Origin of the sequence: Nibrella saemangeumensis, from assembly GCF_039541915.1 — a bacterium.
Classification (GTDB): domain Bacteria; phylum Bacteroidota; class Bacteroidia; order Cytophagales; family Spirosomataceae; genus Nibrella; species Nibrella saemangeumensis.
Genome location: NZ_BAABHD010000029.1, coordinates 361598 through 387245 on the forward strand (window position 1 = coordinate 361598; position 25648 = coordinate 387245).

General features: G+C 53.5%; 25 protein-coding genes. 7 read left to right on the top strand and 18 right to left on the bottom strand.

What is annotated here, in order from left to right; translation table 11 throughout:
- Nucleotides 1–43: 43 nt before the first annotated feature.
- Nucleotides 44–1825: an arginine--tRNA ligase gene (argS, locus tag ABD949_RS14610; RefSeq protein ID WP_345244584.1), complete on the bottom strand. Its 1782-nt coding sequence runs from the start codon at nucleotides 1823–1825 to the stop codon at nucleotides 44–46.
- 172 nt (nucleotides 1826–1997) lie between these two features.
- On the opposite strand from argS, the gene ABD949_RS14615 reads away from it, so the two are divergent.
- Entirely contained in the window at nucleotides 1998–3629 is a 1632-nt protein-coding gene (locus ABD949_RS14615; protein WP_345244585.1) for a hypothetical protein, read from the top strand.
- Here ABD949_RS14615 and ABD949_RS14620 read toward each other — a convergent pair.
- The 4 genes from ABD949_RS14620 to ABD949_RS14635 form a co-directional block, all read right to left on the bottom strand.
- Complete coding sequence (locus ABD949_RS14620; RefSeq protein WP_345244586.1) at nucleotides 3598–3828, bottom strand: DUF2905 domain-containing protein; 231 nt, start codon at nucleotides 3826–3828, stop codon at nucleotides 3598–3600. The genes ABD949_RS14615 and ABD949_RS14620 overlap by 32 nt on opposite strands.
- Before the next feature lie 130 nt (nucleotides 3829–3958).
- Nucleotides 3959–5839 (bottom strand): alpha-amylase family glycosyl hydrolase, encoded by a 1881-nt coding sequence (locus ABD949_RS14625; protein WP_345244587.1) that lies wholly within the window; start codon nucleotides 5837–5839, stop codon nucleotides 3959–3961.
- A gap of 24 nt (nucleotides 5840–5863) precedes the next feature.
- The gene (locus tag ABD949_RS14630) at nucleotides 5864–6205 is read right to left on the bottom strand and encodes a DUF5615 family PIN-like protein (RefSeq protein ID WP_345244588.1); all 342 of its coding nucleotides are present in this window, start codon (nucleotides 6203–6205) and stop codon (nucleotides 5864–5866) included.
- Nucleotides 6206–6208: 3 nt separating this feature from the next.
- Complete coding sequence (locus tag ABD949_RS14635) at nucleotides 6209–6445, bottom strand: DUF433 domain-containing protein (protein ID WP_345244589.1); 237 nt, start codon at nucleotides 6443–6445, stop codon at nucleotides 6209–6211.
- 171 nt (nucleotides 6446–6616) lie between these two features.
- On the opposite strand from ABD949_RS14635, the gene ABD949_RS14640 reads away from it, so the two are divergent.
- The 3 genes from ABD949_RS14640 to ABD949_RS14650 all read left to right on the top strand — a co-directional run bounded on the left by ABD949_RS14640 (nucleotide 6617) and on the right by ABD949_RS14650 (nucleotide 8851).
- Nucleotides 6617–7147: an L-threonylcarbamoyladenylate synthase gene (locus ABD949_RS14640; protein ID WP_345244590.1), complete on the top strand. Its 531-nt coding sequence runs from the start codon at nucleotides 6617–6619 to the stop codon at nucleotides 7145–7147.
- Nucleotides 7147–8577: a CCA tRNA nucleotidyltransferase gene (locus ABD949_RS14645; RefSeq protein ID WP_345244591.1), complete on the top strand. Its 1431-nt coding sequence runs from the start codon at nucleotides 7147–7149 to the stop codon at nucleotides 8575–8577. The genes ABD949_RS14640 and ABD949_RS14645 overlap by 1 nt, the downstream gene beginning before the upstream one ends.
- A gap of 70 nt (nucleotides 8578–8647) precedes the next feature.
- Entirely contained in the window at nucleotides 8648–8851 is a 204-nt protein-coding gene (locus ABD949_RS14650) for a hypothetical protein (protein WP_345244592.1), read from the top strand.
- An 8-nt stretch (nucleotides 8852–8859) separates the two neighbouring features.
- On the opposite strand, the gene ABD949_RS14655 is transcribed toward ABD949_RS14650, so the two are convergent.
- From ABD949_RS14655 to ABD949_RS14685, 7 genes are all read right to left on the bottom strand, one after another.
- Nucleotides 8860–9555: a M23 family metallopeptidase gene (locus ABD949_RS14655; protein WP_345244593.1), complete on the bottom strand. Its 696-nt coding sequence runs from the start codon at nucleotides 9553–9555 to the stop codon at nucleotides 8860–8862.
- Nucleotides 9556–9769: 214 nt separating this feature from the next.
- Nucleotides 9770–10462, bottom strand: a complete 693-nt coding sequence (gene porG / locus ABD949_RS14660) for a type IX secretion system protein PorG (RefSeq protein WP_345244594.1) — start codon at nucleotides 10460–10462, stop codon at nucleotides 9770–9772.
- A gap of 88 nt (nucleotides 10463–10550) precedes the next feature.
- Nucleotides 10551–11528 (bottom strand): DUF6089 family protein, encoded by a 978-nt coding sequence (locus ABD949_RS14665; RefSeq protein ID WP_345244595.1) that lies wholly within the window; start codon nucleotides 11526–11528, stop codon nucleotides 10551–10553.
- Between the two features lie 113 nt (nucleotides 11529–11641).
- Nucleotides 11642–12517, bottom strand: a complete 876-nt coding sequence (locus ABD949_RS14670) for an NAD kinase (RefSeq protein WP_345244596.1) — start codon at nucleotides 12515–12517, stop codon at nucleotides 11642–11644.
- A 51-nt stretch (nucleotides 12518–12568) separates the two neighbouring features.
- On the bottom strand, nucleotides 12569–13237 hold the full coding sequence (locus ABD949_RS14675; protein ID WP_345244597.1) for a CBS domain-containing protein: 669 nt from the start codon (nucleotides 13235–13237) through the stop codon (nucleotides 12569–12571).
- 110 nt (nucleotides 13238–13347) lie between these two features.
- Nucleotides 13348–14133, bottom strand: coding sequence for an alpha/beta fold hydrolase (locus tag ABD949_RS14680; protein ID WP_345244598.1), 786 nt, complete (start codon nucleotides 14131–14133; stop codon nucleotides 13348–13350).
- A gap of 13 nt (nucleotides 14134–14146) precedes the next feature.
- On the bottom strand, nucleotides 14147–14758 hold the full coding sequence (locus tag ABD949_RS14685; RefSeq protein WP_345244599.1) for an anthranilate synthase component II: 612 nt from the start codon (nucleotides 14756–14758) through the stop codon (nucleotides 14147–14149).
- Between the two features lie 220 nt (nucleotides 14759–14978).
- Between ABD949_RS14685 and ABD949_RS14690 the strand changes: the two genes are divergently transcribed.
- Nucleotides 14979–16220 carry a protoporphyrinogen/coproporphyrinogen oxidase gene (locus ABD949_RS14690; RefSeq protein WP_345244600.1) on the top strand — a complete coding sequence of 414 codons (1242 nt, stop codon included), beginning with the start codon at nucleotides 14979–14981 and terminating at the stop codon, nucleotides 16218–16220.
- Between the two features lie 32 nt (nucleotides 16221–16252).
- On the opposite strand, the gene ABD949_RS14695 is transcribed toward ABD949_RS14690, so the two are convergent.
- The 3 genes from ABD949_RS14695 to ABD949_RS14705 all read right to left on the bottom strand — a co-directional run bounded on the left by ABD949_RS14695 (nucleotide 16253) and on the right by ABD949_RS14705 (nucleotide 20769).
- Entirely contained in the window at nucleotides 16253–17272 is a 1020-nt protein-coding gene (locus ABD949_RS14695; RefSeq protein WP_345244601.1) for a DUF4249 domain-containing protein, read from the bottom strand.
- A gap of 35 nt (nucleotides 17273–17307) precedes the next feature.
- Nucleotides 17308–19659, bottom strand: coding sequence for a TonB-dependent receptor (locus ABD949_RS14700; RefSeq protein ID WP_345244602.1), 2352 nt, complete (start codon nucleotides 19657–19659; stop codon nucleotides 17308–17310).
- 135 nt (nucleotides 19660–19794) lie between these two features.
- Nucleotides 19795–20769: an NAD(P)/FAD-dependent oxidoreductase gene (locus ABD949_RS14705; RefSeq protein WP_345244603.1), complete on the bottom strand. Its 975-nt coding sequence runs from the start codon at nucleotides 20767–20769 to the stop codon at nucleotides 19795–19797.
- A gap of 39 nt (nucleotides 20770–20808) precedes the next feature.
- On the opposite strand from ABD949_RS14705, the gene ABD949_RS14710 reads away from it, so the two are divergent.
- Nucleotides 20809–21690 (top strand): hypothetical protein, encoded by an 882-nt coding sequence (locus ABD949_RS14710; RefSeq protein WP_345244604.1) that lies wholly within the window; start codon nucleotides 20809–20811, stop codon nucleotides 21688–21690.
- Between the two features lie 108 nt (nucleotides 21691–21798).
- Entirely contained in the window at nucleotides 21799–22212 is a 414-nt protein-coding gene (locus ABD949_RS14715) for a group III truncated hemoglobin (protein WP_345244605.1), read from the top strand.
- On the opposite strand, the gene ABD949_RS14720 is transcribed toward ABD949_RS14715, so the two are convergent.
- The 3 genes from ABD949_RS14720 to ABD949_RS14730 are packed head-to-tail and all read right to left on the bottom strand — an operon-like array spanning nucleotide 22202 to nucleotide 25648.
- Nucleotides 22202–23035 carry a ThuA domain-containing protein gene (locus ABD949_RS14720; RefSeq protein WP_345244606.1) on the bottom strand — a complete coding sequence of 278 codons (834 nt, stop codon included), beginning with the start codon at nucleotides 23033–23035 and terminating at the stop codon, nucleotides 22202–22204. The genes ABD949_RS14715 and ABD949_RS14720 overlap by 11 nt on opposite strands.
- Before the next feature lie 6 nt (nucleotides 23036–23041).
- Entirely contained in the window at nucleotides 23042–24217 is a 1176-nt protein-coding gene (locus ABD949_RS14725) for a Gfo/Idh/MocA family protein (protein WP_345244607.1), read from the bottom strand.
- 33 nt (nucleotides 24218–24250) lie between these two features.
- Nucleotides 24251–25648 carry a putative oxidoreductase C-terminal domain-containing protein gene (locus ABD949_RS14730; protein ID WP_345244608.1) on the bottom strand — a complete coding sequence of 466 codons (1398 nt, stop codon included), beginning with the start codon at nucleotides 25646–25648 and terminating at the stop codon, nucleotides 24251–24253.

Sequence of the window (25648 nt, forward strand, 5' to 3'; positions counted from 1 at the left end):
GCAGTTAAGCATACCGTTCGCTCAGTTGCATCAACAAATTGTCCTACATTTTTGTTGGCACGTCGATGCATAATAACCCCATCGCTTTCTGAATCGTTTCCGCCACAACTTTGGACAGCGCTACGCGGGTTACCGTTTTCTGCGCATCCGGCTCCGACAGGATCGATACGTCGGCGTAAAACTGGTTGTAGGTCTTTGCCAGTTCATACGCATACTGTGCCAGATACGAAGGGGCATAATCGGCTCCGGCTTCGGCTAAGCGTTGCGGGTACTGGCTGAGGAGGTAAATCAGTTGCTGCTCGGTGGGATGTAAGTCAACCGCAGGTAATGAGCCTGCCGGATGAATACCCTGCTGTTCAGCCTTCCGCAACACCGAACAGATCCGGGCGTGGGTGTACTGAATGAAGGGTCCGGTATGCCCTTGGAAATCGACAGATTCCTGGGGGTTAAAGAGCATTCGCTTCTTAGGGTCAACCTTCAGCAGAAAGTACTTCAGCGCGCCCATTGCCAGCATATGGTACAGCGTGCGGGCTTCTTCACTTTCAAAGTCTTCAATTTTGCCGAGATCACGCGTGCGGGTTTCGGCCGTGTCATACATTTCCTGAATCAGGTCGTCGGCGTCCACAACGGTTCCCTCGCGCGATTTCATCTTACCACTGGGCAGGTCTACCATGCCGTAGGATAGGTGGTACAGGCCGTCGGCGTAGGAGCGGCCCAGCCGGCGCAGGATGGCAAACAATACCGCAAAGTGGTAGTCCTGCTCGTTGCCCACCACCCAGATGTACCGGTCGTTGTGGAAATCCTGAAATTTCAGGTCGGTGGTGCCCAGGTCCTGCGTCATGTAGACCGATGTGCCGTCGGAACGCAGCACCAGTTTCTGATCCAGGCCTTCTTCAGTCAGGTCAATCCAGACCGAGCCATCGTCTTTCCGGTAGAAAACACCTTTCTGCAGCCCCTCTTCAATAACATCTTTGCCCAGCAGATAGGTATTTGACTCGTAATAGGTCTTGTCGAAGCTCACGCCTATCGTGCGATACGTTGCGTTAAAGCCGGCATACACCCACTCGTTCATCTGTCTCCAGAGCGCTACCGTTTCGACATCGCTCTGCTCCCATTTCCGCAGCAGCGCCTGAGCTTCCAGTATCAGGGGCGCTTTCTTTTCGGCTTCTTCTTTTGCCATTCCGCCGGCTACCAGCTCTTCAATCTGCTGCTTGTAGGCCTTGTCGAACATGACGTAATATTTGCCGATAAAGTGGTCACCTTTCAGACCGGCCGACTCTGGCGTTTCGCCGTTGCCGAAGTGCTGGTACGCCAGCATTGACTTGCAAATGTGGATACCCCGGTCGTTGACCAGACAGGTTTTTACCACATCGTAGCCGTTGGCCTTCAGAATTTCGGCGACCGAGGCACCCAGAAAATTATTGCGCAGGTGGCCCAGGTGCAGCGGCTTATTGGTGTTGGGCGACGAAAACTCCACCATCACCGACTGCTCTTTTGCCGGTAGCGTACCAAAAGACGCGTCACCCAGCATGGTGTTGAGTACATTGAGCCATACCGAATCGGCAATGCTGATGTTCAGAAAGCCCTGTACCACGTTGAAGCGGCTGACGACCGGCGACTGTTCCTGCAGATACGCGCCAATCGCCTGCCCAATCTCAACGGGTGATTTACGGAGCGCTTTGGTCAGCGGAAAGGTAACGAACGTATAAAGTCCTTCGAATTCTTTTTTGGTGGGCTGCAACGCTACCTCTTCTGGTTGTTCAACCCTAAAAAGGCCAGCAATTGCCTGTTGTATATCCTGTTTCAGTTGCGCTTGTATATCCATTCGGCTATAGCCTGTTTTCCGGCTGCAAAAGTAGCTGAAAACCGGCAACTCCGGTAAATTGATTGCGGAATTGCACAACCTTTATGCCGTTTTACCGTTTGAAAGGATAGACAATCCTGTTTGTAAATCACTGGCCATTGTGTAGATTTAAGCCACTCATTCAGATTACATTATGTATTCATCCAAGGTCATCGGGTGGTTGCTGGTGCTGAGCACGCTGCTGGCACCCGCCCGGGCACAACTGGCCCACTCCGTGAGGCTTGAACTGACCACCAACCAGAATATCGAAGAATCGTTTGACGTAACCCCGCTGGCCGACCGGGGTGTATTGGTCACCGTTCGCCGGGGCGATTTTTACGATACAAGCCCCGCCCGGTTTCATTTCAGCAAATACGACACAGACCTGAAACCCGTCTGGACCAACGAGTTCAAGCAGGACCCGCGCTTCGAGCCGGTCCTGTCTTACCATAATGACCACCACCTGTACTGGCTGTTCCGGGAAAAAGAGTCGGCGGCCATCCAGATCATCCGGGTGAGTATGGAAGATGGGCTGACCGAGCAGTTTACCGGCGATCTGCTCAATCAGATGGATATGCAGCACTTCAAGGTTCTGGGCAATACGGCCTACGTAGGGGGGTATTACCGCAACCGGCCGGTGGTGATGACCTTTTCGTTTTTCGACCGTACCAACCGGGTACTGCCGGGTTTGTACGTGAATCATATGGAGATCAACAGCCTGGAGATTGACGAAAACCGCCAGGAGGTCCATGTGCTGGCCCATTCCCTGAAGCGAAACTGCCAGTTCTCTATCCGGTCCTATACCTACGAAGGCAAGCCGCTGCGGACCGTCAACTTCGACGGCTCCAAATACAGTCTGATCTCGGGAAAATTGGTACCGGCCACCGATAATGAACTACTGCTGGTAGGAAACTACTCGACCGACTGCACCCCGTATTCGCAGGGTATTTACATTACGCGGATCAAGCCCGTCGATACGCCCCGGCCCGATGCCATAACGGTGCATACTAACGACATCCGGTATATCGAATTTTCGCAGCTACAGAATTTTTTCAATTACCTGAAGCCCAAGCGTCAGGAGCGGCTGCTGGCCCGGATTCTGAAAAAAAAGGAAGAAGGCAAGGACGTTAAGTTCCGCTACCGGCTGCTGGTCCACGATCCTATCCCGACCAAAGACGGCCTGACGCTGCTGGCCGAAGTATATTATCCGCAATACCGGGGTACTACGCTTCCCTACCAAGCAGGCATGATGCGCTCGGCCGACCGCTATTTCGAAGGGTATCGCTACACGCACGCCTTTTTGTGCGGTTTCGATAAGCAGGGCAAGCTCCTGTGGGATAACTGCCTGGCCATACAAAACCTGAATAGCCCGGAACTGACAGAGATGGTGCAGGTATCGCAGCAGGGCGACCTGATGGTTCTGGCTTATCCGCAGGATGGAGAAATTCATACGGAGGTAATCCGGGGTAGTAAAGTGCTGAAACCCCGCGAAAATTATACGCTGAAGCCTAATTCTGACAACGAGAAAGTTCTTTACTCCACGCACGATAACCTGGCCGCCTGGTACGATCATTATTTCCTGGCCTGCGGTTTTCAGAAGATCGGAGAGAAAGGATACAGCGGTCCACCCAGGGAGGTATTCTATATCACAAAGCTGAACTACAGCCTGAATGATCTGCCGGCTGGCTCCACCACCGACGCCCTGCCGCCCAAAGATCGCGGGTCCAGCCAGCCCGGAACCTCCAGCCAGCAGTCTACCCGAAAAATTTCCGGATCAGAACGATAATCAGGTTCAGCAGAATGCTGAGCACAATGCAGGTGACAATCGGGAAATAGAAATCACCGCCGTTGCGGCCTTCAATCCGGATGTCGCCCGGTAACCGGCCTAACCAGCCTAATTTGTCACCGAAGAAAAAGATTACAACACCAATCAGCACAACACCAGCACCGATCAGCATAATAAGTTTGCCAGTTGACGGATTCATACGTTAGCTTTATACGCTTCTATGTCGTCAACAGCAAAGAAGCTGAATCGTTTCACGTTCTGACTTGCTTACCTCAAATTTATCCGCCTGGTTTTACTGGCATGTGTATGCTATGGCCGGTAAACCGTTATTATCCGTAAATCACGAAGCCCGCTGCCGGTACGGTTATCCGGATAGCTTTTCCGTTGCGGGCTTCCACCTCGACATCCGGTGCGCTTACGGTCAGGTCCGTCGAGTAAATACAGCGTAACCGCTCGCCGGCCCGGTGGAGTTCGTTGTCGATGGTCACCCAGGCAGTCCGGGGCTGATCCGCATCGGTATTAATGGCGCAGAGCAGTTCCTGGTTGTTGAACAGCCGCGACCACGGTACTACAGACCGGATTTGACCGCCTAGCATCTGAGGTAAACCAAACGACAGGCCGTCGCCGGAAATCGGCCGCAGGTACTGCCTGCCGCGTCGCAGGGCCAGGTGCTGCCTCCGCACCGCCAGTATGTCGGCAATTTTTCGATAGGCTTCGTTGTCTTCGTCAAAAAAATGGCGGTTCCGGCTCCGAAACGCGCCGAATTCTCCGCCAAACATGGCTTCACGCAGATAACGGTCGTTTTTACCATGCCCGTCGAAGCGCTGTTCGGTCCCGTAATACAGGCAGGGAATACCGAGGGTTGTCACGTTTAGGGCGACAACCGCTACCAGTTGCTGGTCTGTTCCGGCAGCGGCACAGAAACGGGCTTTGTTTTCCCCTTTCCGCACCTGATCGTGGTCATCAACCATAGTGACCACCCGATTCCGAAACCAGATGTGCGACTCTTTCTGGATAAGCTCTGAATTACGAAACAGACTGAAATACTCGGTCGGGTTTCGGTAACCCTTTACCAGGTACTCCATTTTATCGGGAATATCGTCGACGCCCAGAGCCGCGTCAATCCCCGTTAGTTCCAGCGTAGTAAAGGCCCGTTGCCGGCCACCGGTGATCTCCCCGATCAGGTAGAAATTCTCTTTACCAAGGCTCATGGTAAACTCCTTGATCACGGCCGTAAAGTAGCGACTGGCTCCCAGATCCATATGCTTAACCGTATCGATTCGGAAGCCATCCAGATCAGCAAAGGCAATCCAGTATTTATACACCTCACAAATGGCCTTCAGGCCAGGCGATGGCTGATAGTCATCCAGTTGACCGCTACCGTGCAGAATGTCCTTTAAGGTGAAGAAATCACCCTCCAGGTATTCCGGATCATGATCCCAGCTGTTGATACGCCCTCTGCGGGTAAACGTGTCCGGAGTCTGAAATTCGGCGGGCCAGATGGCTCCGTCAGGCCAGGCATCCGGGTGCTGGGCCAGATCGATGGTTTGAAACGGCAGTGACGTATCTCCGCGGCTATCGCGGTATCCCGCAACGACATAAGGACGGCCATCCCAGCGCGGATCTATATAGGTGATGTTACGGTGTTCGTCAAAAGTATCGTAGCGGTCGGCATTATAGCCAAACACATCACCGGCATGGTTGAAGATAATGTCCAGAATAACGTAGATGCCGTGGTCATGAGCGGTCTGCACCACCCGGCGCAGCTCATCGGCGGTGCCAAAACGAGGCTCTACGTCCAGAAAGTGCTGAATGCCGTAGCCATGGTAACTTTCCTGGGAAACGACCTGCTTAAAGACCGGACTGATCCAGATGGCCGTGATCCCCAGCCGCTTCAGGTAACCAATTTTGCTTTCGAGCCCTCTCAGTGTGCCGCCGGCAAACCGCCCGCCCGCATCCCGCCAGGTCTCGGCCTCCGCCCTGGTGCCTATGGCATTTTCGTAATCGTCAGACCGGCGGAACAGGGGTGTAGTTCCGGCAGCAACGGGATTTCCCTCATTATCGAGGTAACCGCTTTCGTTACCATCGGAGAAGCGGTCGAGCATCAGAAAGTACAGCACCTGATCTTCCCAGGCGAGGGGCGACGGGTAAAAGGGACGGTTGGTGAGCTGAGCAAAATCAATATCGCTCAGCCGCTGAAAAGAGGCCATTGGGCAGGAGCTAGGATGTGCGTTTTAATCTATTCCTTCTAGTTTATCGCGGAAGACATACACCAATTTATGGGTACGGCTTAGTTTTTCAATACTACTCCAGTTATCACCAATAAACGTATAAAATTCACGCATTTTCATATTCCCTATCTTCAGGTGAATTACCCTGGGAGGAGGGGACGCCAGAAGCATTCGGTCAGAATAGTCGCGATCTTTTGTAACAATGGTTAAATTATTGTTCCTGGCATAATTCCAGATTTCTGTATCGGAAGCAGTAGGACTTCTGTCTCGCTGGTGTAAAAACTCCTCGGTTCTCCAGATTGAAAAATAATAAGGGAGGTTAGTGTCTATAAGATACGTAGGCATACATTAGGCCGCTACTGGTTGTATAGTATGCTTCCGATCTGCCATTTGGAGGGCAAATTGCAGACAGGCGTCCAGATCTTCAGGCTCTAAATCCGGGTACTGGTACAGGATTTCTTCACGGGTTTCTCCTGCAAATAAGTATTCCAATATTGTTTTTACCGTTATACCCAAGCCTCTAATTGTAGGCTTTCCATTACATAGGTTTTCATCAACAGTGATCCGATTCGCAATATAATCCATAGCCGTAACAGATATTTACCAGATGTAATCTAAGACGTAACGGCGACAAAAGCAACCTGGTTTTGTTAGCCCGTAAGTTGTCCTTCTCTGTGAGACGTATTGCAAAACCTAAAACTGAGTTTCCCAACCTGAGTTTTCAAAACTTGCCGTACCTTTGCGGGTTATAAACCTATGATGCCAACTCCCCGCGATACTGCCTTTCTGCTCCGGCAGGGAAAACTGATTGGACTCGCCGACGAAACCGGCTGGTCGGTAGCGGCCGATCCAATCAGCGACGCTGCCGTGGAACGCCTTCTGCAACTGCACCAACATACGCCCGGCTCGTTACCCCTGACCGTGCTCATAGACAAAGCCGACCATTTAGGCATGTATGTACAGAAGGTGCCGGAGGTAGCCTGGGATATTGTGGAGTTTGCGGAAAACCCGCTGCTGGTGTGGTATGAGCAGGGCAAAAATCTGTCGCCGGTATTGCTGAACCAACAGGCCACCGTTGCCGTTCGACGGGTACTGAGCACGGAGGTACAGCGCCTTATCAATAGTTTTGGCCGGGGCCTGCTGACCCTGCCGTTCGAAGCGGCCAGCCTGCCCCCGGCAGCAGCTGAACAGACCGCCGGCACCTACGGCACACCGGCCACCTCGCTCCGTAAGCCCCGCATTATGCGGTTGGGCTTCAACGGAGAAATTGAATTTATCAGGAAATAATGAATTTTGCAGATACGTTACATACCAACCCAATCTTTGAGCAGATTGCCCGGCAGGCGGCCGTGCTGAACGTGCAAGCGTATGTGATCGGCGGCTTTGTGCGCGATCTGGTCCTGAAACGCCCCTCCAAAGACATTGATGTTGTCTGTCTCGGCAGCGGCATCGAACTGGCCGAAGCAGTTGGGCAGGCGTTTGCCGTGCCGGTGACGGTGTTCAAAAACTTCGGGACGGCCATGCTCCAGGTCGATGACTGGGAAGTTGAATTTGTCGGTGCCCGTAAGGAATCATACCGCGCTGACTCCCGGAAGCCCATCGTGGAAAACGGCAGTCTGGCCGACGACCAGAACCGCCGGGACTTCACCATCAACGCTATGGGCATCAGCCTCAACGAAGGTAGTTTTGGGCAGTTGCTCGATCCATTCGATGGTATTTCCGATCTGAAACGGAAACTAATCCGGACACCCTTAGAGCCCACCATCACGTTTTCTGACGATCCGTTGCGCATGATGCGGGCCATCCGGTTTGCGTCGCAACTCAACTTTGATATAGAACCCAACACCTTTGATGCCATCATCCAGATGAAAGAGCGGATTGGGATTGTATCAAAAGAGCGGATAACCGACGAGCTGAACAAGATCATTCTGTCACCGACCCCCTCGTACGGCTTTAAGCTACTGTACCATGCCGGTCTGCTGGAATCTATATTTCCGGAGTTGCTGGAACTCAAAGGCGTGGAAACCATTGAAGGCAAAGGGCACAAAGATAATTTCTACCATACGCTGCAGGTGCTCGACAACGTAGCCACTCGCTCTGATGACCTGTGGCTCCGCTGGGCTGCCATTTTGCACGATATTGCCAAACCGGCTACCAAACGCTTTGACCCGAAAGTGGGCTGGACCTTCCACGGCCACGAAGACCTGGGAGCCCGTATGGTGCCGACGATCTTCCGCAACCTGAAACTGCCGCTGAACGAAAAAATGCGGTTTGTAAAAAAGCTCGTGCGGCTGCACCTGCGCCCGATTGCGCTCGTTAAAGAAACCATCACCGATTCGGCACTCCGGCGGTTGCTGGTGGAAGCTGGTGAGGATCTGGAACCCCTGCTGGCCCTCTGCCGCGCCGATATTACCTCGAAGAATTACGAAAAAGTGCAAAAGCACCTTCGGAATTTCGATAAGGTCGAGCGAAAACTGCATGATTTGGAAGAACGCGATAAACTACGCAATTTCCAGCCCGTAATCACGGGGGAACTCATCATGGAGACCTTTGGCCTGAAGCCTTCCCGCGAAGTTGGTGAGATCAAAGAAACCGTTCGCGAAGCCATTCTGGAGGGAACCGTGCCGAACACGCTCGAAGCGGCTTACCCGTTTATGGTTGAAGAAGGCCGGAAGCGGGGGCTGGCAGTGGTGAAGAAGCTGGCCGTTGGGAGTTAGCAGCAGGCAGTTCTCAGTCAACAGCGGGCATTAGTTAGTAAAAACAAAAGCAGTCTTTTAACTTCTGATAATGGATAATAGCAGTTTCCGGCGCTTTTTTGGCGCACTTCTGACAATTTTAGGTACGATTGTGGTTCTTTTTGCCTGCGTGGCATTCCTTTCCGACAATAATCCGATTATGGGTATGCGGATTACCAAGTGGGAGTCGCTCTTTCCTTTTTTTGTGGGGCTGGTTTTCCTGCTCTCCGGCATCAACCTGATCCGGCAGCTGTAAAGCCATAGTTAGGGCATTACCTGAGCCACCACCAGCCAGTCGTAGGTATTGCGCGGTTCGGGTAGCCCATTCGGCAAGATCCGGAGATACATCAGGTGGAGATGGGTGGGGGATCGGGTTTTGAAGGCATTATACCCCGTGCGCCCCACTTCCGCAATTTTCTGTCCGGCTTTTACCCACTGCCCCGGCAGGACCTCAACGGCATTGTTGTGGGCGTAGTAAAACAGGCCGTGCTGCAGCGGATCGTATAGCCAGATCCAGTTGCCACCCCGGTACTCACTCCCCGGCAGCCACGCCGTTTCAATACCGATAACTAGCCCACTGGTCATCGCCAGTACGTCCACAGGCTGACCGGTCCGGTCTTCGATACTATCCTGATCCCGGTCGCGAACAAAGATATCCTGGGCGGGGTGGCTTCCCTGCACGTTGAAGTCGAACAGATCGAAGCCGCGGGCCCGGTACCCTTCTCCCCGGCTTCCGCCAATAGAGCTTGCCGAATGCCCCCGTAATGGAAACACAAAGGGAGAAACCGGCTTGTGCAGGCTGTCTGAGTTGACAACTGAACTATCCGATTGCAAAGATTCAACAGAAGGGAAGCGGCTCCGCAGCGCCCGCATAATGGCACTGAAGCGGGTACGAGCCGAATCGGGTGAGATACTCTGTTCCCGAATATGCGTGTACAGGGCCTGAAAATCCTGACACAAATTATAGACGGTTTCCTCGGGATTATTTGATAATCTGACCTGAGCGGCAAGGTCACCTCCGCTCAGCAGCCAGAGTAAACACAAGAGACCTGCACATCGCCTGACCAAATATGAATCTGCCTTCACTCATTTACTGTATTTAGGGCCAAAAATACAGAAAGATGGGCCTTAATGTAAAGCATGGCTCCTCAGGAAAAGAGAAATAGTTTTTAACCTAAAATTGGCTGCCGTCCGGACAGGTGATGCGATAGAAGGTATAGAAGAGGCTTATACCCGTGTAGGTATAATGATCTTTAAGCGACGGGTTACCTTGTTGAAATTTATCCCGGTTGGTTGCATCGCCCAGGCCGTCGAGGTAATCGTTGTTGGTAAAACGCGTGCCAAACTCGAAGCCCACGCTCCAGGGAAGCTTAAATTCGTATTTGATGCCCACGCCCAGGGGATAGGCAATCTTGCCGGATATCCCTTTGGACCGGTCAACACGATCCCGGGGGTTTACGTTGTACAGTGCTACGCCACCGAACACGTAGGGCGTCCAGTTTTTAATTTTCCGAAGCGGCTTGTAGTCCAGAAAATTGTATTCCAGATCAATGGATGCCTCACCCACGCTGGTCTTGAAATCATAATTTCTGGCCTGCTGAAACGGATCATTCGACCGGCTGTCAGAGGCTCCAAATTGACCAATCAGACCACTGGCCCGCAGCGACAGTGAGGGCGTAGCGTTATACCGGAAGAATAACTGGCCGGCAGGCCGATAAAATAGCGGGTTCAAGGCCGGTGCCACGTCACCTTTGTACAGGATTCCGCCCAAACTCCCTCCCAGCTCCACTTTCTGTGCTTTTGTGGTAACACTGACAAAAAGCCCGGCTATAAGAAACCAGGCTGTAAATTTCGGATATGACTTCACGCTTGTTTATTCTGTTGCTTCAAAGATAACACCTATATAGGCTGATTAGCAACTCCTGTCTATTCCGGGATCGCTGTCCTCCGGTCCCTTACTTGACGGGTGGGCATTTGATCCGACCCGGAATTATGTAATGAATCTGAATGCTGGTCAGCAGGTACGAATCCTGTAACATGCCCTTCACCCCACGTGGCACATCTGGGGGGTTTCCACCAGCCGCCAATGCCTGTGCCAATTCAGCGCTACGGTCTCTGTTCTTACGGGCGGCAATCGGCTCCAGACGGCGATCTGACATATCTCTTGCTACCTGGTTCTGGAGGATCGACGGATCAGGGTAGGGCCCTCCCACATCGTCCAGGTAATCGGTTGGGGTATAGCGGTACCCAATCTCAGCCGCGATGTCAAAATTATCGTTGAATTTATAACGCACACCCACCCCAACCGGAATCGCCAGCGTCACCAGCGAATACGGCTTGGGATAACCCGGTTGTCCCTGTCCTTCCGTTCCGAGTGGCTGTAATTTCACCCATTGCTGACCTTCTGCATCCGGATTCGTTCCACCACCCACCGGGGTGCGGGCTTCGGGGCTATGAGCCAGTAAGGCCAGACCGGCAAACAGATAAGGAGACCATTTTGTCCGCAGATTGGCGGTGCGGCCATCGCCAAAAACCTGGTAAATTCCCGTAAGGGCAAACTCCTTCAGGTCATTACGAAAGTGCAGGTTCCGAACAAACTGAACCGCCCCATTATCTATATTATTTTTGTTAAACGTGTAATCATCGCCGGCTATTCTGGCCCAAGTAAAGGAAGCTCTGGCCGCAAAATTCGGCGTAAACTGCCGGGTATACGCCAGACTGGCATTCCAGCGGGGCATAATGTAAGTGGATCTGATTACCTTCCGGTATCCCGCCAGATCTCCGTAATAATGCGACGTTCCAACGCCCAATCCTACTTTGGAGTATGGTAGAAATTGCTTATTCATCCGGCGCTGCGCAAATCCGTCCTGCAGACTTCCACCCAACAGCAGTGCCGTCAGAACACCCGATGCAACAAGGTGAGTATGTTTCATAAAAATTGGTAGATCCTGTTTCCGTAACGTAAGACCGATTATAGAACCGGCCTATTCACGAAACGGCTGAGTTTTTGATTTATTGGAACAGCGCCCGTAAAATTAGTCAGAACTTAATTTCTAATGTCGAAACCCCAATTGAGTTTACTGCGCAGGGTGTTCAGGAAATTGTCGGCGTTTAGTTTTACCAGTCGGGCACAGAATGTCTCTTTCTGCACACTCAGCCGCGTCGACACATCAACCGTACGGGACCGTGAGTCCAGTGCAGCCAGAAAGCTTCCGCTCCGGCTCTCTACCTCAAAGGATAACCGACAGGTATCCATTACCACCATTGGCCGAACGTTCAGGTTGTGCGGACTCACCGGCGTAACTATGAAGTTGTTGGTATGCGGCAGCAGCACCGGTCCTCCGCAACTCAGGGAATACCCAGTTGAGCCCGTTGGCGTGGATATGATCAGGCCATCGGCCCAGTAAGAGTTCAGAAACTCACCATCAATGTAGGTATGCACCGTAATCATAGAAGACGTTTCGGTGCGGGTAATGGTGAAATCGTTCAGGCCGAACGGCAGCCCATCGAACACATCCCGGTCAGACTGCACACTTACCAGGGAACGCTCATCAATGGAATACTGCGTATTGAAGAGGGCGTGCAGCATGGCACTGATCTCATTGGGCGAGACCGTCGCCAGAAAGCCCAGCCTTCCGGTGTTGATCCCGACAATGGGCGTCTGGCGGGCTCCTACGTGCGTAACCACCTCCAGCAGGGTGCCGTCCCCGCCCAGACTGAAAGCAAAGTCGGCGTCGAAAACGCCCTGGGGTGTATAATAGGTATGCTGGCTGCTGTGTTGGATTCCGGCCGATTCGAGGACCTGGCGGTAGGTGTGGGATAATTGTACTTCTACCTGTCGGGAGGCCAGTCCATCAAACATTTCCTGGATAAACGGCTTTGCCGGCTCGGAGAAGGTTCGTCCGTGAATGGCAATTTTCATAAGATAGTTATCAGTCGGGGCTAAGCCGCTTTTCAGTCTAGCCCCGACTCGTCACGTATTCAGATACCGGAGCAATGAGTCGAGCCGCTCCTGGTCGATACTTTCAATGGGTGTGTTGGCAAAGGCCGCTTCGATATGGTAACCAAACCGTTCCAGGGTCGACACCACGGGCGTAATATCCCGGCGGTTGAGTTTCAGGGTCAGCCGCGAGCGGTCGGGCATCCCGTAGGCGGCACTGGAAAAGTAACTACCCACAATTTTGATATTATTAGACTCAACCAGACGGCTGATTTCCGCCATGGAATAGTCCCGCTCGTCGATGTTGAGAATCAGAATAGCGCCTACCTCCTGGACGCCCAGTACCTGGGCAAATTGTTTCAGTAATTCGCTGGCAGAAACACTACCGAGAAATTCTTTAACGTCGCTGACCACCGCCAGCACTTCCAGCGGGTTCTGCAGGAGCAAACTCAGCATTTCCAGTAAATGCTGATTCTCGTATACATACACCTGCTCGTACAGGCGCATGACATCACTCAGAAGCTGCTCCTCGTCGGCAACATCCAGTAACAGGTCTTCACTCACCAGTCCCTTATACTCTCCCTGATCGGTCACGGCCAGCTGCCCGATGCGATGTTCCTGCATCCATTCCAGCGCTTGCCCGACCGTATCGGTCAGTTTCAGAGCCGGTAACATCGGATCAATGAGTTCGGCAGCAAGCATACACTTCGACAGTAAGTTTTAGTATGTCAGAAAACTAAGAAATATTTACCTTAGTTCACAAATATTATCCAAAATTCTCACTACTGCCTAAATACGATCGATCAACTTCGTCAGGCAGTCGTAAGCGCACTTTCGTACATAGGGTGCTTTTCGAGCCAGTTTCGGAGGAGTTTGTTAAACCGGCCCGGATGTTCCATCATGGGAGCATGACAACACTTATCAATAAAGTGCAATTCCGTATTCGGCATTAATCGATCAAACTCATAGGCTACTTCGGGTGGGGTAATGGTATCATTCAGTCCCCAGACCAACAGGGTCGGAATAGTGATCTCCGGAATTTGTTTGGCCACATTGTTCCGTTGAGCCGATTTGGCAATGGCTACGATACGCATACAACTGGGAATGCTGCTCGTAATCTCGAATACCTCGTCAATAAGTTCTTTGGTAGCCACATTAGGGTCGTAGAAGGTATACGCCACCCGCTCGGCAATGTAATCATAGCTGCCGCGTTTCGGGAATGACCCACCCATTGAGTTTTCGAACAACCCTGAGCTACCGGTCAGGACCAGCCGCTTTACCATGTCCGGATGTTTCAACGTGAACAGGATCGCCACGTGACCGCCCAGCGAATTACCCAGCAGGGTCAGGTTATTGAGGTTTTTGAACGCTATAAAGTCTTCGATAAAGGCAACCAGTCCCTCCAGACCTGCTTCCTTAATGGGCATTGTGTAAATCGGCATAACCGGAATGAGCACCCGATACCGGTCTGAGAAGCCTTTAATTACCTCATCCCAGTTACTCAATGCACCAAACAGGCCATGCAACAGCAACAGCACGTCACCCTGCCCTTCATCTACGTAGCGAAAACCCGCTTCCTCACGAACCTGATAATTCATAATGCTCGAAGACTTACAGTGTTGTTTCCTTTAAACCTGAACCTATTTCAAAGGTTCTAATTTTTAACAAATTAATCCAATTAGCCAGCAATTCAAAACCAAACTCGGTCAGAACCGCTTCGGGGTGAAACTGGATGCCCCAGAGCGGCAAGGATACATGGCGAAACGCCATTACCTCTTCGTCCGGGCTGATGGCCAGCGTAAGCAGTTGTTCCGGCAAATCCTTTACCACCAGCGAGTGGTAGCGGGTAACGGCAAATTGCCGGGGTAAATCCTGAAACAGCGGGTCACCGGTTAGCACCTGAATGGCCGACAGCTTTCCGTGCATGGGCCTGGTGGCTGTTGTTAGCCGGGCTCCAAAAAACTCGGCGAATGCCTGGTGTCCCAGACAAACGCCCAGCATGGGAAGCTTCTGGTGGTAATGGGCAATGATGTCCATCAGGTAGCCGGCCTGCCGGGGAACACCTGGTCCGGGCGACAGCACTACCGCATCAAAACGCTCACGGTCTAACAAAACGGGTGGCACCTGGTTACGTACTACGGAGCACTCGGCTCCTGTCTGCCTCAGGTAGTCTGCCAGCATATAGGTAAAAGAATCCCGATTGTCTACCAACAGCAGTTTCAAAGGCCAAATTAGTTGCAACCCGCTGTAAAACTAACAAAATCTAAGAAAAAGAATTCATCAAAAATCATAACCATCTATTTTACAGGCTATTATTTTTTTGTTAAATTAGAAAAATTTAATTTTTCTAAAAAAAGTACCAAATTGTTCATTTGATCTTTAGTTGCTATGGCAGCTTACCCGGAAGTCCTTATTTTTGGTGCTGTATTCAAGCCCTTTTCTCATGTCTGAACAACACCCTGTGGTTATTATAGGTGCCGGAATGGCCGGTTTAACGTGTGCCGTTTACCTGCAGCAAGCCGGTATTGAAGCCCTTGTCCTCGAAGCGGCTGACCGTGTGGGCGGACGCGTCCGGACGGATCAGGTAGCAGGGTTCCGGCTCGACCGGGGTTTTCAGGTGTTGCTGACGGCTTACCCTGAGACGAAACACCTGCTCAACTACAGCCAGCTTAACCTTCGGGCGTTCCGGTCAGGGGCACTGATTCACCACGAGAACCGTTGGATGCGAATGATTAATCCCTTGCGGGAACCCCAAAGCATCTTTCAGATGCTGGCTTCTCCCGTGGGTACGCTTTCCGACAAGCTGAAAATAGTGGAACTGATCCGGCGGGTACATGGTCTGTCTACCCACGACTTTTTCCAGCAGTCGGCCACAACTACCATTGATTATCTGGTTGACTTTGGTTTTTCGGACGAAATGATCGTGCGGTTTTTCCGGCCCTTCTTCGGGGGTATTTTTCTGGAAGATGCCCTTCATACCTCCAGCAATTTCTTTGAGTTCTGCTTCAAGATGTTCTACTCCGGCGACGCGGCCGTGCCGGCTCTGGGGATGGAACAGATACCGCTGCAACTGGCCGGCAGACTGAAACCGGAACAGATCAGGCTTAACACCGCTGTTGACCGGATTGCCGGAAACCAGATCACGTTAGCCTCCGGAGAAACGGTACAGGCAGGTACCGTCGTATTAGCGGTTGATGCCGCTCAGGTTGCGCGGCTCCTCAACCAGCCGGATCCGGAGGAGGAAGCGTTTAATCATACCACCTGTACGTATTTTGCCGCCGATCACTCGCCCAACCGCGAACGGCTGCTGATTCTGAATACCAAACGGGCATCGCCGGTGCATAACATTGCCATCATGAGTGATGTAGCGCCGGCCTACGCTCCGGAAGGCCAGACGCTGATTTCGGTCAGCACCCAGGGTCTGGAGATGATGGATGCCGCCTTGTTAACCGAAAACATCCGGAAAGACCTGCTGGAGTGGTTTGGTGAAGACGTTAAATCCTGGCGTCACCTGAAAACCTATCACATTCCACACGCGCTCCCCGACTACGGTCCCGGTTCTGTTCACCTGCCGCTCCAACTCGCCGAAAACCTCTACCAATGTGGCGACCGCACCGCCTACCCATCCCTGAATGCCGCCATGCAGACCGGCCGGGAAGTAGCAGAGAGGATAATTATGAGTTAAGAGTTGCCGCCCAATCTCAATTCTTAACTCCTTCACCGCCAGCCTTCCGGAATGTCGGCGAACAAGCGGCCAATAGGCGCGTATGCCAGCCGGCAGTCCCCTGGTGGGACAATGATAGAGTTGAGAAATGATTGGACACGCGGCTGGTAAGTTTCTTCGCCCTGTATCCGGCTGCGGACTACGGCGACCGCCGATGCACCAAAATAGCCCAGCGCCAGATCGCCCGGATCAGCCGCGTTGACCATATTCCCCTGAATAGGTGCCGGTAGGGGGTCGAAGATAGTGCCGACGCGGGTCTGCTGTTCGCCAAAGCGCTTCCAGAACTGGTAGGCTTCACGAGTCAACGAATATTGCCTTATCTCAAAAAGTTGCGGTCCGGTAGCAAACACCAGCGATTCCATAACCGGCTGTTTTTGCACCGTATTGCCGTTGATAAGCTGATCAGAAAAGATATTGACAGTCCGGGTAGTAACGGGCACCCAGCAGCGGTCGTTGCAGATATCCCGGCTAAAAGGGGTGCACGGAGAACCTGTAGAAGGCCTAAGGCTGTAAAAAAGGCCCTCCCACCGGTAAAAATTCTGCTGGTCAGCCGGGTCTTTGGTATCAACATATACCCGATAACGGTAAGGGTTTTGTATATTATCCGTGCTAATGAATTCGGAATACACCGTATCAATAGCGGGAACAGGTACCATCCGTTCGGGACGGGATACATACTGCTTTCCATCGGGTAAGGTGACCGATAAAGTGTATGTCCGGCCAATCTCTCCCACAAAAGCGGTGTCAATAGTTTGGTAATAGCCTGGCTGACCGGTAATCGTTGTCAACCGGGTTGACCGCCCCGCATCATCCTGAATCCGGACGGTGGCGTTCAAAATCAGCGTTTCTTTAGGCCGCAAACCAATGTACTGAAAATCGCCGGTATACGAGAGTCGGACCGTATACGGCGGAGGAGCCGTCGTGATGAGCCCGGCTACCACCAGTTTCGGCGCTTCCTGCCGGATAGGCAACTGCACCTCGTCTACGCAGGATACCAGGATTCCTGCCAACATTAGTCCTATAACTATCCATTTTTGCATGGCCGGATTCAGAAATAAAAGTTGTAGGTGACAGACGGTATCAGCGTACCAAAGACCGCCAGCCGGTACGAACGCGTTTGTCCGTAATTCCGGGTAAAGTAAATGGAATACGGGTTTTTGCGGGCGTACAAGTTATAGATACCCAGGTTCCAGATGCTATACCGGGTCTGCCGGTTATTACGCCGGGTGTCTTTTGAGAATGACACATCAAGCCGGTGGTAATCCGGAACCCGGTCGGCATTACGGCGGGAATAATTCAGGACCGGCTCCTCATTGAACAGATACTGCCCGTCGGGATAGGTGGCCGGAATGCCCGTGCTGTACACGAAATTGGCCGAGAAAGACCAGTTGTACGGCAGCGCCCACCGGGTCTGCAGGTTCAGGATATGCGGCCGGTCGATGGTGGAAGGGTAATAGGCTCCCCGGTTAACCTGTAGCTCGCTGAACGTCGTCTGCACCGCTACCAGCGACCGGGCGTAGGCGTAGTTGAACTGCCCCGTGAGACGCCCCCGGCTGTTGCTGATGCTGAACTCGATACCGTAAGCCCGGCCTTTGGCGGGTAACAGGTCGGTTTCGAGGGTGCGGTTCAGCAGCAGCGTGGCTCCGTTCCGGTATTCAACCAGATTATTGAGCGAGCGATAATAAGCCTCCAGGCTCATTTCAATGGCATTGTCGCGCAGGTTCTGGAATAAGCCCACGGCAAACTGATCGGCAATCTGGTTGGGTACGTACCGGTCGCTGACCTTCCAGAAATCGATGGGCGTAATGGCGGTGGTATTGGAGATGAGGTGAATGTACTGCCGCATGCGGCTGTAGTTTACCTTCAGCGACGAAGCCGCTCCGAGTTGCAGCCGTATGCCCAGCCGGGGTTCCCAGCCACCATACGGCTGAACAGGCTGGTTTGCCTTATACTGCACGGAATCCGTAATTGTCTCCGGCGAACGGGGCACGCTGGGTTCATACTTATAAACCGTCTGCGGACCCACCTGACTATACAATGAATACCGCAGTCCGGCTTGCACTGTCAGGGCTGGACTCACCAGCCACTCCGTCTGAAGGTACAGCCCCCCCTCCCTGGCGTTTTCCGGCTCCAGCCGCTGGGGATTCACATTTGACTCGCTACCGATGGGCTGTAAATCCCCTTTCTGCACCTGATACAGAATGCCATTGGCTCCGACCTGGATACGGTGTTTCCGGGCCAGGGTATAAAACAGATCCGCTTTTACCTCGCGGTGACGAATGTACGAGTTGAGCCGGAAGGTGAGCCCCTCATCCAGGCCATCGATATGGTAAGCAAAACCACTGTACAGGGCATTGACGTTGAGTTGCAGATTTGGCCGGATCAGGCTGCTCCACTTCAGCGACGCTACGTTCGACTGCCAGCCGTAGAGTGTATCGCCCGGAAACTGAAAGCTATCCTGACTGCGGTAAGCCGATAAAGACACAGCATTTCGCTCGTTGGGCGAGTACTGCAGCTTTATATTGCCATCGTAGAAAAAAGCCCGGCTTTGCTGAACGCTGTTGGTCGGGAACAGCCGCATGATATAGGTGGGGTACGCAATGCGCCCACCGGCCAGCAGGGTAAGCTTTCGGGAGATCGGCCCATCGACCAGCAACCGGGTGCTGATGGGACTTACGCCCCCCGACACCCGCCAGCCCTCCCGGTTACCGGCGCGGGTGTTCATCAGCAGCAGCGACGACACCCGGCCGCCATACTGCGCCGGAAATCCACCCTTAAAAAGAGTCACATCCTGCACCGCATCGGAGCTGACATTGGTAAAGAAGCCCAGCAAATGCGACGTATTGAACAGCGGAGCCCCGTCCAGCAGCACCAGGTTCTGATCGGCCCGGCCGCCCCGCACGTTGAAGCCCCCGGCGCCCTCTCCGGCGGTAGATACCCCCGCCTGCAGGGTGAGCGCCCGCAGGATATCCGGCTCTCCCAGCACCACCGGCATCTTTTTCAGTTGCGGCATACTGAGCAGAATCTGGCTCATCCGCACATCCTGAAAATTTCCGCCAGGTTCTCTGGCCCGGATCTCCACTTCATCCAGCTCAAACACCCGGCTGGCGATGCGGAACGTAACGGCGCGGTCACCGGACAGGGTGATGTTTTCGCGGCCCATAGCATAGCCAACGGCCGTAATATCAAGGCTAAACGTACCGGCACGCAGCTGAAGCGCAAATTGACCGAGTGAATCGGTTGTCGTTCCGGCCCCGGTCTGGTTGACGTACAGATTAGCGCCCCGGACCGGTTTGCCGGATACCGACTCCAGCACTACCCCGCGCAGTTCGTGGCGGGGCTGAGCCATTGCCGTTATCGATGCAATCAATAAAGCAGGCAGGTAAAGATATCGGATCATGGTGTGGGTTAGGGAAGTAACGGCTACCGTCACCGCCCAGCGCGAAAGGTACTAAAGAATGACCGAACGGCATTAACCTTATACTGGTTTTGCCGCTTGTGCCCCGCTAGTCCGATCTGGCTTGCCCGCTCCCGTTTAGGTTGGCAGTAACCGACTCACCAGCGACTCCGCCATGGCCAACCCCGACAAAACCGCTCCTTCAACATTGCCGATGCCAAACCCATCGCCCCCGAATAGCAACGGCTGGGATGTAGCAGCCGCCAGATACGCTTCCGGGTGCCGGCGTTCGGCGTTGCTGTAGCGCCACCGGTGTACCTGAACGGAGTCGACGCTGCCGGCGGGTATCCAGTCGGCCAGGTGGTTCACCAGTTCCCGGCCCACTGCGTTCATATCCTCCTCCAGATGTGCCTCGCTGTACGGGTGACTGGCGTGAATGGTCACCGACGGCTGATTGGGCGAAATGCCTTTCTGCTGATTATCGGCCACCCAGGCCACCGGCCCCTCCTCATACTTCAAGTACCCCGGTGCCGGTAAGTGGCTGGGCTGATTCAGCAGCGCCATTACGGCGATGCACGGTTGGTATTCAATCGACTTCAGCACCGACAGCCCGGTACTATTCAGGTCAATACCGCTTTCCGACAACAACGCCAGCACCTGCGGAGCCGGTATGGTAATCAGCAGCGCATCGGCCTGATAAGTGGTGCCCACTTCGGTCTCAACCCGCCAGCCGCTATCCTGGGCCACCAGCCGAACAGCCCGTTCGCCCGTTCGGATGTCCAGGTCGCGGGCCAGGTGCTTGGCAATGGCGTTCATACCGTTGGCACCCACATAGCGCGGGTGCTGAAACTCAGTTGAGCCCTCTTGGAGGGGCCATTCGTTGACCAAACCAGCCTGCATCCACTCATTTACCTGCTTCTGAAATGGTGGTGTTTTGGCGGAGAAATACTGGGCACCGTGGTCGGCGCGGCTTTGCTCGATCCGGCGGGTGGCCAGCCGGCCCCCTACGCCACGTCCTTTGTCCAGCAGCGTTACGTTACGGTAATGACGGGTTAATTCGCGGGCAGCCGTTAGCCCGGCCAGGCCTGCTCCGATAATCAGTACAGAGGTCATAGAAAATGGCCGGCAATCCGGCCGGCATAGGAGTGCGTTATGGAAACTCTTATTTTTACGGTCAACAACCTGATGAAGCGGATTGTTACTGTTTTCATGCGACAGAATAAACTGACCCGGTATGGTTTACCCCTGCTTATTGTTATCCCCCTCGCTTATGTACTGCTATACCCGGAGATTCTCCGCTGTCACCTTATTGGCTATTCGCCCCGGTTTGTGCCGCTGGCCGACACTACCCGCACAATCTACATCAGCGAAGGGACGCCAGCACCCCAGCAGCAGCAACTGCGCGAAAACGTAAAGCTGGCGCACGAACGCCTGCGCCGGTACTGGAGCCCACTACAGGGGCGGGCCGTTTTGATCTACTGCCGCACACCGGAAGATTATAACCAGTATTGCGTCGGGGGCGAAGGGGCCGGCTGCAGCCTGGGAACCCCCTGGGGTACGTCGTTTCTGGTGCTGGGCCCCGATGGTAATAACATCGATGTGATTGCCCACGAACTCTGCCACGATGAATTGTTTGCCCGGTTGGGCTGGCTAACCGTAAAACGGCAGATTCCGCAGTGGTTCAACGAAGGATTGGCCATGATGGTCGATTACCGGTTTACGCCCCCGAACCACTCCGGTTCGCTGGACAGTGTGCAGCGCTACCGCGACTTTCGCGATGAGTGGCTTTACTATACCCACGGCCGCCAGCGCGTAGTGAAATTAACCAATCTGGAAAGCACAAGGGACTTTTTTTCAGGTAGTTACCGGCAGGTGATGCTGGCGTATATGACGGCCGGTATGGAGGTCTCCCGTTGGCTAATGCGCGTCGGCCGGCAGAGTATACCCCAGTTGACGGCAGACGTGGCGGAGGGCGACGATTTTCAGGACGTATACCAGCGGCTGGAACAGCAGGCCCGCAGCCGGAGAAAATGAGTGTCGTCAGGTCGGCACCTGATTTTTGTCAGTTTTTTTGGCCAGCCACCGCTGTATTTTTGTATTGGTTGCCTGGCAACCGATCATTTACGTTTAACAATAGCCATTATGCCTGTCCCGATTCAAAGCAGAGATGATATTCAGCGGCTGGTATACCGCTTTTACGATAAGGTACGCCAGGACCCGCAACTCAGTTTTATCTTCAACGATGTAGCCCATATCGACTGGGATACCCACCTGCCCCATATGGTCGACTTCTGGGAGAACATTGTCTGGGGAACCGGCAATTACAAAGGGCAGCCGATGGGCGTACACATGCTACTGACCCGTAAGCATCCACTGACGGCCGAGCACTTCGGCCGGTGGAAAGAGTTATTCTACGAAACCATTGACGAGCTGTTCACGGGTGAGATTGCCGATGAACTCAAAATGCGCGCCCACGCCATTGCCGGTGTCATGGAAATGAAGGTAAAGCATGTATCGCTGCTAAGCCAGACAAGCCAGACCACCACTACTGAATAGCCATCTCGTGCGAGGTAGCGTAAGCTTTGCCGAAATCCACCTTCTTTACCTGACTGGCAACATAGCGCATACCCTGAAAAATATGCTGCACGAATGTCGGGTCCTGGTAGTCGTTTTTGTGATGTCCCAGCGCCGTACACCAGGTATAGCCACCGTCGTAATTGTAATACCAGGCCGCCGGGTATAACTCGGTATAAGATCCCCGATTCTGAGTTATTTTTTCGGCATCTGCCGGGTTAAGCACCGTCAGGTCATGGGCCATGATCACGGTAGGACCAGGCGACATCTCCTTGGCAAAATAACACTCATCCTCTTTCTCCCAGACTTTAGGTAAGCCTTCCATCGACGGGTGACTGGGGTCGAGCACGTGAATTTTCAGCTTTTGAAAGCGGGGGTGCCAGGCAAAGGTGCCGCCCATCATCCGTTTGAACCAGGTCCAGTTCCGCTCAGTGCCCATCACGGAGTGAATACCGACAAAGCCACCGCCGGCCTCAATGTAGCGCCGGAACGCCAGCCGCTGGTCGTTGGTGTCGAATACATCGTTATTGGTGCTGGGAAATACCAGCATGGTGTACTGCTTCAGATTGCCCTCGGTAAATACCGCCGGCTGGTCCGAAACATCCACACTGAAGCCGTGCGTCTGTCCTAACTTTTGGATAGCGGCTGCGGCAAATGGAATATTGTCGTGGACGTATCCCTTGCCGTTTTTGGTATATACCAGCACTTTTACCTTTTTCCAGTTAACCGGTGCCTGCTTCTGCCGGCTAGCGACCATCGTCAGCAGACAAAATCCCAACAGTAACGTCGTGAAAATTCTAGTCATCGCTTCTTACACCTTAAGGTTAACTTTCTGAGCCTGCTGCTGCGCTTTCAGCGCCAGTTCGGTAGCCAGGAAACAATGCTCCTGCAACATGGCCGTCTCGGTCCGGTTAACCACATCATCCACAAGCTGCTCACCGTAGGGCAGCGGCTCTTTGCTGCAATCGATGTACTGGGTACCCTTATTATCCACCAGGAAAAGGTGATTTCCTCCGCTCCGGCCGGCAATATCTATGTTCTTGCGCAGTTCTATATAGCCATCGGTACCCAAGATGGTCAGTCGGCCATCACCCCAGGTATTGAGTCCGTCGGGGGTAAACCAGTCGACGCGGATGTAGCCCATACCACCGTTGCCGCGCAGCATAACATCACCAAAATCTTCAAACTTCGGGTACTGCGGGTGGTGCACATTACCCACCTGCGACGCGACCACATCGGCTTTCGTTGTTCCGGTAAAGAACAGGTATTGGTCAAACTGATGCGAACCAATGTCGCAGATTATACCGCCGAAACGCTGCCGGTCGAAGAACCACTCGGGCCGTGTTTTGGCGTTCATCCGGTGCGGACCGGTGCCGATGGTCTGAATAACTTTGCCGATGGCTCCGGCCTTGACCAGTTCGCCGGCTTTAACGGTAGCCCGGTTTTCCAGCCGCTCACTGTACATGATCGAGTAGATGCGTTTGGTCTCTTTCTGCACCTTCCGTACCTGCGCCAGTTGTTCGAGCGTGGTGATACCCGGCTTATCGACCATGTAGTCTTTGCCATGGCGCATCACCTGGACACCCAGCGGAGCCCGCTCATCCGGAATGCCGGCGCTCAGGATAAGCAGGATGCTGTTATCTTCCAGCACTTCCTTTTCGCTCCGGGCCTGCTTCGCCATGGGGAAACGCTTGGCGAAGGCAGCCGCCAGGTCGGGTTCTTTGGCGTAGAAAGACACAAACTCACCGCCCCCGCGCCGTACCGCTTCCACCTGCGAGTTGATGTGTCCATGATTGATGCCGATAACACCGAACCGGATGCGGGCAGCTTTGACGTTTCGACCGATGTTGCGCACAAGGGGTTTACCACTGTAGAGTTTGGGGGTAGCCGTTACCTCACCGGGCAGGGCTGACATAGCGACCAGACCAGCGGCCGAAGCAACGGACTGCTTCAAAAAATCGCGCCGGTTAGCTTGATCTTCTTTCATGTTTTTAGATTGGTCAGGGGGTTGGGGGTCTCTTTACTTCCCACTCGCCGTAGGCTGGTTTTGCTTCGCCAGTTCCAGCGCCCGCGTGGTGGTGTAATACTTGGCAATCATGTTGGGCACTTCCCATTCGGGTAGCTTACCCGCTTTCAGGTAGGACAGAAAATTTTCCATTACCCGGGCAAAGTGAGCTTCGTGGCCCTCCTTGTACGAATCGGGAATGATAACCTCCCAGCCTTTGTCCAGCTTTTTCAGGTCTACACCAGGAAACTTCTGCTGAACGGTCTTCAGCGAAGCCATCAGTCTGGACTCGAAAGCCGCACCGCCCGCAATCGGCTCCACGTACAGCGTCGGTTTGTACTGCTGCTCGGCTCCCTGGCGAATGATCAGGTTGGCTTTGGTACCCCGCATGATCGAGTAGTGGGTGTCGCCGGCCCCTTCGGGTGCCTGGTACGCCCAGACTACCGATACCTTAGCGTTGACGCCACGAACCTGGTAGTTGATCTCCCCGTTGCTATAGACCTTCAGTACACTATCCTTCACCACATCTTTTTTGAGGTAATCCGGAAAACCGTTCAGCTTGGTAATGGCGTTGAACTGGCTGCGGGTCATGTCGGTGGTCCACCGGCGGGCATCGGTCAGCTTAATATCTTTTTTGTAGTCGATGATCTGATCCGGGAAGCACTCCCACTGGATCAGGTCGACCAGGTGCGTGGTTACGTCGACAATCCCTTCGCCCTGCTGGGTTACGTCCATAAACCAGGCCGGGCGCGTCAGCACGCTGCCGGAGACGTACTTATAGAAGTGGTGTACGCTTTCCTTAGTCACGGCCGGGTTATCGGGCGTTCCTTTTTCCAGCGTTCCGAACACATCCGGCAGCATGGAGAACTCCCGTTGGAGCATAGTCGAAATCTCAAAGCGCTCGGTCATGATGTCGTACAGCATTACCTTATTTCGGGCGGCTACCGCAAAGGCATCCTTCAGCTTATCGAAATTACCGGCATTGATCACCATGGGCTTATCAGCCAGCACGTTGAACCCAGCCGATACCGCCTTATGAATATAATCCGTCTTCAGCCGGTTATTGCCCGCCATCACGACCACATTACCGGCCTTAGCGGCCAGCATTTTCTCCATGAAGTCTTTACCCGTGTATACCTTCGCCTGCCAGGTAGTCGGACTTTCCCGGCGACCGTTGTAGGTCTGAAGCCGATCCAGGTGCAGTTGCAGATCGGGTCCGGCCGGCGCGTATACATGCACCACCGGATCGACGTCCGGATACATACTCTTTTGCACCAGAGCCGCGTGGAAATGCCCAGGATCGAGCGTGATAAGTTTGACAGGCTTCCCGGTTGCCCTGGTTTGGGCCTGCACAGACAGCGTTGTAGAAACTACCGGCATAACCAAAAGAGCCGCAACAGACAAAAACTTCAT